The organism is Nitrospirota bacterium (assembly GCA_035516965.1).
Classification (GTDB): Bacteria; Nitrospirota; UBA9217; order UBA9217; family UBA9217; genus MHEA01.
Window position 1 is genome coordinate 50,557 of record DATIZR010000060.1, and the last position, 11,865, is coordinate 62,421.

Annotated in this window: 7 protein-coding genes; all 7 read left to right on the forward strand. The window is 52.3% G+C overall.

The window, feature by feature from the left end:
• Positions 1-171: 171 nt before the first annotated feature.
• The 7 genes from acnA (at position 172) to VL197_08950 (ending at position 11,123) form a co-directional block, all read left to right on the forward strand.
• Complete coding sequence (gene acnA / locus VL197_08920; protein HUJ18102.1) at positions 172-2,880, forward strand: aconitate hydratase AcnA; 2,709 nt, start codon at positions 172-174, stop codon at positions 2,878-2,880.
• A 426-nt stretch (positions 2,881-3,306) separates the two neighbouring features.
• On the forward strand, positions 3,307-5,205 hold the full coding sequence (locus VL197_08925) for a propionyl-CoA synthetase (protein HUJ18103.1): 1,899 nt from the start codon (positions 3,307-3,309) through the stop codon (positions 5,203-5,205).
• A gap of 254 nt (positions 5,206-5,459) precedes the next feature.
• Positions 5,460-6,305 carry an MBL fold metallo-hydrolase gene (locus VL197_08930; protein HUJ18104.1) on the forward strand — a complete coding sequence of 282 codons (846 nt, stop codon included), beginning with the start codon at positions 5,460-5,462 and terminating at the stop codon, positions 6,303-6,305.
• A 340-nt stretch (positions 6,306-6,645) separates the two neighbouring features.
• On the forward strand, positions 6,646-7,194 hold the full coding sequence (locus VL197_08935) for a hypothetical protein (protein HUJ18105.1): 549 nt from the start codon (positions 6,646-6,648) through the stop codon (positions 7,192-7,194).
• Between the two features lie 232 nt (positions 7,195-7,426).
• Positions 7,427-8,347: a glycosyltransferase gene (locus VL197_08940; protein ID HUJ18106.1), complete on the forward strand. Its 921-nt coding sequence runs from the start codon at positions 7,427-7,429 to the stop codon at positions 8,345-8,347.
• 13 nt (positions 8,348-8,360) lie between these two features.
• Positions 8,361-9,446, forward strand: a complete 1,086-nt coding sequence (locus tag VL197_08945) for a radical SAM protein (GenBank protein ID HUJ18107.1) — start codon at positions 8,361-8,363, stop codon at positions 9,444-9,446.
• A gap of 48 nt (positions 9,447-9,494) precedes the next feature.
• Positions 9,495-11,123, forward strand: coding sequence for an alkaline phosphatase family protein (locus tag VL197_08950; GenBank protein HUJ18108.1), 1,629 nt, complete (start codon positions 9,495-9,497; stop codon positions 11,121-11,123).
• The last annotated feature ends 742 nt before the right edge of the window (positions 11,124-11,865 follow it).

Genomic DNA, 11,865 nt, shown 5'->3' on the forward strand with positions numbered 1-11,865 from the left:
TCGAACCAAGAATATTTTTCGCGGAGGGCGCCAAGCTCGCCCATAAAGGTTAAGGACGTTTCAGGTTTAAACCAGCAGTAATGATTTTCTCTGCGTCTTTGCGGCTTTGCGCGAGACAGCCTTGTTTCTCAGGTTTGTCCAAGTCTTGGTTTTCTCTTTTCGGTATACCGATTGAACAACGATCTCTTTAAAACTCTCCGCGATTTCGATCCCGGCGGCGGAACAAAGGGGAAGCTTTATTCCCTTCCGGCCCTGGAGCGGTCCGGCCTCAGGAACATCTCCCGCTTGCCCGTCTCGATCAGGATCGTGCTCGAGTCTGTTTTGCGCAACTGCGACAACCGGAAGATCACCGAAGAACATGTCCAACAGCTCGCGACCTGGGCGCCCGTCGAGAACCGCATCCGCGAAATTCCCTTCGTCGTTTCCCGTATCCTGCTCCAGGACTTCACCGGCGTGCCCCTCTTGTGCGACCTGGCTGCCATGCGCAGCACGGCCCTTGGCATGGGCAAACGGCCGGGGATCATCGAGCCCCTCGTTCACGTCGATCTGGTCATCGACCATTCGGTGCAGGTGGACTGCTCCGGTGAACCCGGCGCGCTCGAAAAGAACATGGACAGGGAGTTCCAGCGGAACCGGGAGCGCTATGAGTTCCTGAAGTGGGGCATGAAGGCGTTCAAGACCTTCAAGGTGGTACCGCCGGGCATCGGCATCGTGCACCAGGTGAACCTGGAATATCTTGCCCGCGGCGTGCATCAGCGGGACGGCCTGTACTACCCGGACACGCTCGTCGGCACGGACAGCCACACGACCATGATCAACGGCATCGGCGTTGTGGGGTGGGGCGTGGGCGGGATCGAGGCTGAGGCGGGCATGCTCGGCCAGCCGCTCTACTTCCTGACTCCCGACGTGGTTGGCGTGCATCTCTCGGGTGATCTGCAGGAGGGGGTCACCGCGACCGACCTCGTGCTCACGATCACGGAGCGTCTGCGGAAGGATAAGGTCGTGGGCGCCTTCGTCGAATTTTTCGGAAAAGGCGCTGTTTCACTCGCCGTGCCCGACCGCGCCACCATTTCCAACATGGCGCCTGAGTACGGCGCGACCATGGGCTTCTTCCCGGTTGACGAAAAGACGATCGACTATTTCCGCTGGAGCGGACGAACGGACAGGGAGGTCGCTGCGCTTCGGTCTTACTTTGAGGCCCAGGGCATGTTCGGCATGCCCGAGCAGGGCACGATCGATTACACGAGGACCATCGAGTTCGACCTGGCATCCGTCAAGCCTTCCGTGTCCGGACCGAGGCGGCCCCAGGACCGGATCGATGTTCCAAAATTGAAGGACCGGTTCGAAGACCTCTTCATCAAACCGGCTGTTGAAGGCGGCTTCGCGAAGAAGTCCGGCGATCTCGCCCAACGATACAGGACCTCGGGCAATAGCGACGTCGGCCATGGAGACGTGATCATCGCGGCCATCACGTCCTGCACCAACACCTCCAACCCTGCGGTGCTGCTCGCAGCGGGGCTCCTCGCCCAAAAGGCCGTGGCGAAAGGCCTCTCGATCAACAAGAGGGTAAAGACCTCCCTTGCGCCGGGTTCGCGCGTGGTGACGGAGTACCTGCAAAGGGCCGGCCTGCTCGCCCCGCTGGAGAAACTCGGCTTCTTTCTTGCGGCCTACGGCTGCACCACCTGCATCGGGAATTCCGGCCCGCTGGACGCCTCGATCGAGGAAGCGATCGTGAAGAACGATCTTGTCTGCGCGGCCGTGCTTTCGGGCAACCGCAACTTCGAGGCGCGGATCCATCCCAACCTGCGTGCGAACTTCCTGATGAGCCCGCCGCTCGTCGTGGCCTTTGCCATCGCCGGGACCGTGCTCTGGAACCCGGAACAGGACCCTCTCGGCATTGGCAGCGACGGCAAGCCTGTCTATCTGCGGGACGTCTGGCCGAGCAGCGTTGAAGTGGCGTCGCTCATGAAGTATGCCGCTGACCCGGAAACCTTCCGCAGACTCTACGCTGACCTTGCCTCGGGCAACACTTTATGGGACGCGATTCCAACGGTCTCCCATGAGGTGTATCCCTGGCCCCGCTCAACCTACATTGCTGAGCCGCCCTTTTTCAGTAATTTTTCCATGAAGCCCGAAGGGCCGGGAGATATCACGGGCGCGCGAACGCTCGGCATCTTCGGCGACTCGCTCACCACGGACCATATCAGCCCTGCCGGCTCCATCAAGGAAACCTCGCCCGCGGGCAAATACCTTGTCGACCGGGGAGTCCCGAAATCCGAATTTCAGAGCTACGGCACCCGCCGCGGGAACCACGAGGTCATGGTGCGCGGCACCTTCGCGAACGTCCGGATCAAGAACCTCATGGTGCCTCCGAAGCCGGATGGCGCGGCCGTGGAAGGAGGCGTCACGCTGTTCCAGCCAACTGGCGAGCCGATGTCCATCTATGACGCCGCGATGAGGTACGGCGGCGCGGGAAAGCCTGTGGTGGTGTTCGGCGGCGAGGAATACGGCACGGGCTCGTCGCGCGACTGGGCCGCCAAAGGGCCCCGGCTGCTGGGTGTGCGAGCCGTCATCGCGAAGAGCTTCGAGCGGATCCATCGTTCGAACCTGGTCGGCATGGGTATCCTGCCGCTCCAGTTCAAGTCCGGCGCCTCCGCGGATTCTCTCGGGATCCGGGGGGACGAGGAGTTCGATATCCTGGGTTTGAACAGGCTCAGGCCCCAGCAGGACGTTGTCATGATCATCAGGCGGCCGGACGGGGCACGCCGGGAGGTTACCCTGCTTTCTCGCATTGACACGGCCATCGAGGTTGATTACTATGTTCACGGCGGCATTCTCCAGTACGTGCTTCGGGAACTGCTCGGAGGGAATCTTTCTTAGAGAAAGATTCCGGACCTGCCGGAATGACGGAAGGACTGGCAGGCAAATAACGGAAAGAAAATTTTGCGCAAAGGCGCAAAGACGCAAAGTTTAAAACCGGAGATTATGTCTTTTTTTTGCGAGCTTAGTTTATGGCCGCGCTTACGCGAGTGCAGGCACAGGCAAAGGATGTAACGGTTTTATCAGGTAATGCCTTCTTTGCGTCTTGGAGGTTTTGCGCGAGACGCCTTTTACGTCATTGCGAGGAGTATTTTTGCGACGCGGCAATCTCAAACGTATTGATTTATCCAACTGCGAGATTGCTTCGCTCCGCTCGCAAAGACGGCCAAAGGACTTTTTCAACAACCTATGTAGAGGGCCGGGAATGATGGATTCCCGCTCCTGCCATAATATGGTCGTTCACAAGTCACAAGGGGGAGGCATATCATGGGGAAGTATTACGATCTGTTTCAGAAGAGCATCAAGGATCCCGAGGGTTTCTGGGGCCAGGCCGCGGAGGCCGTGACCTGGAGCAGGAAATGGGACAGGGTCCTCGATGATTCGAAAAAGCCGTTCTACCGGTGGTTCGCGGGCGCGGAGCTGAACACCTGCTTCAACGCGCTCGACCGCCACGTCATGGCGGGCAGGGCGGACCAGGCCGCGCTCATCTACGACAGCCCCGTGACCGGCACGATCAGGAAGTACACCTACCGGGAGCTGCTCGACCTGGTCTCCCGCTTCGCCGGCGCGCTTGCAGGCCTCGGCGTCCGGAAGGGCGACACGGTCATCATCTACATGCCGATGATCCCGCAGGCGGTCATCTCCATGCTCGCCTGCGCGCGGCTCGGCGCTGTCCACTCCGTGGTCTTCGGCGGGTTCGCGCCCCACGAGCTGGCGATCAGGATCGACGACGCGAAGCCGAAGGTGATCGTCACCGCCTCGGGCGCCATCGAAGGGAAGAAAACGCTGGAATACAAGCCCATGCTCGACAAGGCGATCGAAGAGGCATCGCACGCTCCCAAGCATTGCGTGATCTTCCAGCGCCCCTTCGTGAAGGCATCTCTCAATCCCGGCCGCGACCACGACTGGGAGGATCTCATGGCAAAGGCCGTGCCCGTCGAGTGCACGATGGTAAAGGCGACGGACCCGCTCTACATCCTGTACACGTCGGGGACCACCGGAAAGCCGAAGGGCGTGGTGCGCGACAACGGCGGCCATGCCGTTGCGCTCCGCTGGAGCATGCGCCACATCTACGGGGTCCAGCCCGGCGACGTGTACTGGGCGGCATCGGACGTGGGATGGGTCGTGGGCCACTCCTATATCGTCTACGGCCCGCTCCTCCACGGGTGCACGACGGTCCTGTACGAGGGCAAGCCGGTCGGGACACCCGATGCCGGGGCGTTCTGGCGCGTCATCTCCGAGCACAACGTCAAGGTCCTGTTCACGGCTCCCACGGCGTTCCGGGCCATCAAGAAGGAAGATCCAAAGGGCGAGTTCATCAAAAAGTTCGACCTCTCGGGCTTCAAGTATCTCTTCCTTGCCGGAGAGCGGCTCGATCCGGACACCTACCACTGGGCGCACGATCTCCTGAAGAAACCGGTCATCGACCACTGGTGGCAGACCGAGTCGGGCTGGCCCATCACCGCGAACTGCATGGGCATCGAGCCCTTCCCCATCAAACCGGGCTCTTCCACCATGCCGGTGCCGGGCTTCAACGTCATGATCCTCGACTCCGATGGCAAGCCGGCTGGGCCGAAGTCGACGGGCCTCGTCACGATCAAGCTTCCCCTCCCCCCGGGCACGCTGCCCACGCTCTGGCAGGCGGACCAGCGTTTTCTCGAGTCCTATCTCAAGGTCTACCCGGGCTACTACTATACGAGTGACGGGGGGTATATCGACGAGGATGGGTACGTCTTCATCATGGGCCGCGTGGACGACGTGATCAATGTTGCGGGCCACCGGCTGTCCACGGGCGAGATGGAGGAGGTTGTCTCGACGCACCAGTCCATCGCCGAGTGCGCGGTCATCGGCGTGCACGACGACCTGAAGGGACAGGTGCCGGTCGGTCTCTGCGTGCTGAAGGCGGGCGCGGACCGCGCCGAAGAGGATATCCAAAAGGACCTCGCGAAGATGATCCGCGACACCATCGGCCCCATCGCCTCGTACAAGGAGACCTGCGTGGTGAAGCGCCTTCCCAAGACCCGTTCCGGGAAGATCCTGCGCGGCACCATGCGGAAGATCGCGGACAGCGAACCTTACCTCATGCCGTCCACCATCGACGATCCGACAACTCTGAACGAGATCGAAGAGGCGCTGAAGAAGGTCGGGTATGCGAAGAAGCAGTGACGATGTCATCGAATGGAACTACTCGGTATGAGTAACATTCAGAAGACGCGAAAAACCAATCTATCCGCAGATGTCGCAGATGGCCGCAGATTTTAAAACCAGTAATTTCAGCGCGGTTTAATCTGTGAAATCGGCACTTGCAAGGGCGAGGGGTCTTTCGTTCATGAAACTCGAACAATCCGTAGGGTTGTGATCAGACGCTCCAGCCTTAATTTGCATTGATCTGCGCAATCTGCGTCATCTGTGGATAAAAAATGAAGACCGGTTTTAAAATAGGCGACTTCGAGCTGACCTGGCTGAACGGCGGCAGGTTCGAGCTGGACGGCGGGGCCATGTTCGGAGTCGTGCCGAAGGTCCTGTGGCAGAAGAAATATCCCGCGGACAATGAAAACTATATCAGCCTCAATGCCTGGCCGATCCTGGTCAGGACCCCCTCGTCCCTGGTCCTGATCGAAACGGGCCTGGGAAACAAGCTGACCGACAAGCAGAAGAAGATCTACCGCGTCAGGGAAGAGTGGTCGATCCTGTCCGATCTTTCCCGCATGGGCATCAACCGCAAGGACATCGATAAAGTGATCCTGACCCATTACGATTTCGATCATGCAGGCGGCGTGGTCATGCAGGACGAGGCGGGAACGCCCAGCCTGACGTTCCCTGAAGCGAAGCATTTCCTCCAGCAGAAAGAGTGGGAGGACGTGCTGAACCCGAACATCCGGTCCATCAACACCTATTTGCCCGTCAACATCGAGGCGATGAAAGGAAGCAGGAATCTCGAACTGGTCAGCGGCGAGGCGGAGATCGCGCCGGGCATCACGGTCGTTCACACGGGCGGCCACAACGGGGGCCACCAGATCGTCCGCCTGGAATCAGGGAACGAGCGCGCGCTCCATCTGGGGGACCTTCTGCCCACCCATGTCCACGCCAATCCCCTCTGGGTCATGGCCTACGACAACTTTCCCATGGAATCGATCGCCCTGAAAGAGAAATGGATCAAGTCCGGCGTCGCGGCAGGGGCGTGGTTCACCTTTTATCATGATCCCTTCCTGCAGGCGTGCAAATTCGACGAGAAGGGAAATGTGGTTGAGAAGTGGGAGGGATGAACGCTCCCGGACAGGGAGAAGATAATAGAGGAATATCGTAAAGGCTCGGAAAAATTCCGGGCCTTATTCGTTCTTACCAAACCACAGAGAACGCGGAGCAGTGCAACCTGTGTTCTCAACTGACTCAACAAAAAGACCATTCTTCAAGACGTGAAGGATGCAGAAAACGAAATAAATGCTGTAGAAGAGGGCACAGAGTGGTAGGCCATAAGAAAAGTCTGAGTCATTGTGAGAATTAAAGATTTCTCTGTGTGCTCTGTGGTTAATTCTTGACAATACGATTTCCGTCATAAGGAGGCCCATTTTTTTATTTATATCAAAGCCGGGATATGTTACCATCATGACCATGGAACGGGAAAAGACTGCCGGAGGCGCCGGGGCCCACGGCCCGGACGAATTCTCCGAGAGAACGACGGCAGGTGAGTTCATCAAGGCTGCGCGGGCGCACCTCAAGAGCGGAGAACAAAAGCAGGCCTACTCAGTCCTGCTGAAGGCGCTGGTCTTCTACCCGGATCATCCGATCATCCTCTCCTACACCGGCTGGCTTAAGGCAGTCGTCGATAAGAAGCATCTCAGCGGCGTCGCGTCCTGCAGGAAAGCGATCGTCAAGTTCAAGACGTCCGATCCTGACGTTGCCAAAACCGTGTATCCCTTCCTGTACCTCAACCTGGGAAGGACGTTTCTCCTCGCGGGAAAGAAGAAAGAAGCCGTCGACAGTTTCACGAAAGGCTTGAGCTACGACCGGGGGCATTACGATCTCAAGAAGGAAATGAAAGCCCTCGGCATCCGGAAAAAGCCCATCCTGCCCATTCTCTCCCGGGACAACCCGCTCAATAAACTTGCCGGCAAACTGATAAAGGCTAAAAGCACGACGGCAAAGCCCCGCTGAACGCTGCAGTGCTTCAACATAGCGAATACCGTAAAGGCCCGGGATTATATCCTGGGCCTTTTTCATTGGAGAATCGCTTGATTTCAATTCGGAACTATACTATGCTCAGCGCATAATAACGGAAGGCCGGATAAGCTTGAGGATATTCAAAAGGAATAGCAGGGGTCACCTATGGCCCACTATGGCCCATGCCTTGCGAAGCATTTTCGGATTGTGATATATATTGAGTACTATGAAAATTAGTGTGCTTGTTTGTACATACAATCGAGCCGAACGCTTGAGAAGAATGCTAAAAAGTCTTCGAGAGGCTATGGTCCCTGATGATTCATCATGGGAAGTTATTTTGGTAGATAACAATTCGGATGATGATACTCGATTTGTTTTTGAAGAATTTCAGAAGCATTATGAATCAAGAATAAGATATGTATTCGAGGAAAAAAGGGGGATCTCCCATGCTCGTAACCGTGGGATAAAGGAAGCGAGGGGCGAAATTATCGCGTTTACAGATGATGACGTGATAGTAGACAAATATTGGATCCAAAATATCGAAAAAGCATTTAAAGAAAATGATAATGTAGCATGTGTAGGTGGGAAGATACTGCCGATTTGGGAAGTTTCCCAGCCGAAATGGCTGAAACCGAATCTCTATAATTATTTAGGACTGTTGGATTATGGTAATTCAGTCACGTACCTGGATTCGCCAAATATATGGGGAGCCAATTTTGCCGTAAAATCCGAAATGTTCAAAAAATACGGGCGATTTGATTCAAATCTTGGAAGAATTCCAAGAAAATTGTATAGTGGTGAAGAAACAGAATTTTTGCAGAGATTGCAAAATGCCAAGGAAATAATATTATATCATCCTTTATCAATCATTTATCACTGTGTTTCCGCCGATAAAATATCAAAAAGATACTTTCGCAAGTGGCGCTTTGATGAGGGGGAGTTGCAAGGGATTCTTATGAAAGACATGAAATATTTCAATTTATTTAATATTCAATCTCTTACAAATAAAAAAATGTTGAGGGATATCATTGCGAGTGTATTGAGAATTGTATGTTTCTCGAGAAACAAGTTCGAACATGAATTAAGGATCTGCTTTATTTTGGGATTCCTATCAGGGAGAATGAAAGGAATGGGCATAAAATCATGACCTATGGTGCGTTATGTTTCCTCACCTGAATAAATATTTCAGAATGATATATTTTATCCAATCCAATTATTTTTCAAAAGGGCCGATTTCTGTCGATATTGAGTTGAGTAACCGATGTAATTTAAAATGCAAGATGTGTTGGTTCCACGGGGAAAATGGGATTGGAGATCGATATGAAAATTCAGAAATGACGACAGAGGAGATTCTGGAATTAATAAATCAATTGGCGGTATACAGGCCTCATATATATTTTGGTGGAGGGGAACCCTTTATCCGGGAAGATTTTATTACAATAATGGCCCATGTGAAAAGCTTTGCTTTGCCGATCTCATTCACGACAAATGGAACTCTTTTGAACCAAGAGAAGATTGAAAAAGTCGCTGAGTTGGGAGTTGACCACATTAATTTTTCGATCGATGGGCCCGAAGAACTGCATGATAAACTGCGTGGACGGGGTAATTTCGGAAAAGTAATGTCAAATATGCAACATCTTTTGGACTGTAAAAAAAGGAAAAATATTAAAAAGCCTTTAATAACTGTAAATATAACAGTAAACCCTTTGGTTGTCGGTCATTTGAAAGAGACCATTAATTTAATAAGAAAAACAACCGGTGATGAGGTTGATTATTTTAGAATCCATCACCTGTGGTTTACTACTCCGACAGAATTAAAGGTTCACAAGGCGGCAATTCATAAAACGCTTGATAGGTCAGCTCCTGGTGCAAAGGCCCATTGCATCCCCCTTTCTCAACATATTGATTCCATCGCATTATCCAATGAAATATCCCAATTAATAGACGTGGAAAAATTAATATTTTTCCCAAATCTTCAGGGAAAAGAAATCCACGAATACTATTCCGAAAGCTATCGGCTAAGGAAAAGGTGTATAGCGCCTTTCCGTGCAGCGCTTGTGAAACCAAATGGCGATCTAATATTCTGTCCCGACGAATGGATCGATGACTATGTACTTGGAAATATCCGTGATGATCGTTTTGAGGATATTTGGAACAATAAGAGAGCCAGGCACTTTCGATCAGTAGTTTTTTGGAACAAGTCGTTTTCAGGCTGCAAAAGATGCAGTTGGATGCATAGTTTTTGAAAAATCGAAAATGAACACTAACTCGAGGATTTCCATGGAGAAGGTGGAATGAAACACCCCGTTAAAATCGTATTTCTGGCAATGGATGCAGGGGATAAATTTTTGATCCAAAACTGGGCCGGGGATGGGACATTACCAACCATGCATTCGCTTCTTGCCAGGGGACTTGTTGGGGAAACAATAAGTGTTGAAGGGTTGTATGAGGGATCCACATGGCCATCCTTTTACACAGGCGTGACGCCTGCACGTCATGGATTTCACCGTTTAACCCAAATCAATCCGGGAACGTATGAATTCCATAAATGTTATCCCGGCGAATTTATCAAGGCGAAACCCTTCTGGAACCATCTCAGCAGCGCCGGGGAGAAAGTCGCTATCTTGGATATCCCGCTGTCAGGGATATCGAAGGGATTGAATGGGATTCAACTGGCGGAATGGGGATCCCATGATGGAGTATACGGATTTCATACATGGCCCAGAGAATTAAAGGGGGATGTAATCAAGCGGTTCGGGAATCATCCGATGGAAAAGTCTTGTGACTCTGATAGGAGGTCTCCGCAAGATTTCTGTAGATTTAGGGATCAATTGATCGAGGGTGTTAAAAAGAAATGTGAGCTTACCATACATTACCTGAATAAAGGTGAATGGGGCTTTTTTGCCCAAGTATTTACCGAAGGCCATTGCGCTGGTCATCAATGCTGGCATCTTCACGACCCGGCTCACCCTAATTATGATCCAGAATTTGTCTCCCTTACGGGGGATCCGATTCGAGAGGTTTATAGAGCCATTGATAGCGCGATTGGAAGGATTTTGGCACACGTTGACGAAAACACGTATGTTTTCTTCCTTGCCACCCATCGGATGGCCCATAATGTTGGTGGGAACTTCCTGCTTGAAAAGATTTTGGAGAAGTTGAATTTTTTAAAAAAAAATCCTACCGCCGCTGCCCTCGAGCAACAAGGGATGATTAATAACATTATTAGTCTTGCAAACGGGGGATGGCAAAAACTGCCCAAACCGATTCAGACGACTTTGAAGCCTGCTCTATTACCTCTATACAATTTAGCCAGACACCGGGTGGCAGGGGAAGATCTCCCCCAAATATCTTCCACGATGGATTTGAAAAATTGCAAGTGTTTTCCCCATGAAAATGGAAACCTCGTAAGCGGCATCCGGATTAATCTGTTAGGAAGGGAGCCAAGCGGGCTAATAAAGCCGGGAAAGGAATTGACGGATTTTTGCCTAGAATTAAGCGAAGATCTGCTGAATATTGTTGACAGGGATAGCGGCAAGCCGATGGTAAAAAGGGTCATGAAAACCTCCGAATTATACCAGGGCGAGTATATTGACTATTTGCCGGATCTTTTAGTGGAATGGAATGAAGACAAACTGATAGGCAGTAAAGGGGTAACCGACGACAAGTCTTGTTGGTTGCAATTGACTTCAGAAAAAATTGGAATGGTTGAAGGTAAATATACTTATTGTCGCACAGGGGACCATAGACCAGAGGGATTATTTATTGTGATTGGACCTGGAATCAATCCGGGGGCTATAGGAAGAACCATTTCCATTATGGATTTTGCGCCTACATTTTTGAATTTATTTGGTTTAACAAATCCGGATTTGGATGGAAAACCGATTAGCGAAATTTTTGGAAAAGAGAGTTATTTTAAATAAAAAGACCCTGTAGGGGTCATATCATCAATGTCGGCAAGTATGTAAACGAATGAAGATTTGCCCCCCCATTATTCACACCCGGATAAGGAGGAGCAGAGAGTCGAGCGCAATACCGCAAGGCCCAGGAACATATCCTGGGCCCTTTTCATTGGAGAATCGCTTGATTTCCCTGCGGAACTGTACTATGCTCAGCGCAATGATCTATATAAGGAAGAGCGGATGAGAAATCGAGGATGTTCAGAAATAGATAACCTCATTCCGTCTAGTCGAGGAAGAGCTATTCGGGTAAGGAAGTTGAAAGAACAGAAGGCAAGCAAACTTGTCCCGAGGTAGAATCTTCACGGGCTGTTGTTCAAACCCAATCTTGTCGCACTGTAATATCTTGGGGGACGGGGAACGAATGGGGTCAGGTCTTTCTTCTTGATATTGCATTCATCCCTCGAGAGCCATAAGGCCCTGGCCAAAACTTCTTCTGGTCCGGTTCTACCGGAGTTCGTTCAGTTCTCTCCGTTTCGCAGGGTGGGTCAATACAAGTCTTTATCAAACGTGCGGTTAATCACGGCAGGGAATAAAAATGCTTCATCAAAACCCGACAACAGTGCCGTCAGTCGCTCAGGATTATCCCGAATGGCATCGAGGGCGCAAGGACTATGCCCTCTGGCTGATCGAGCTCGGCAATGACGAAGTCAACAAGAAAGTGCATGCGGCACGGGAACATCTGGCCGAATTTCTGCTGAAGCCC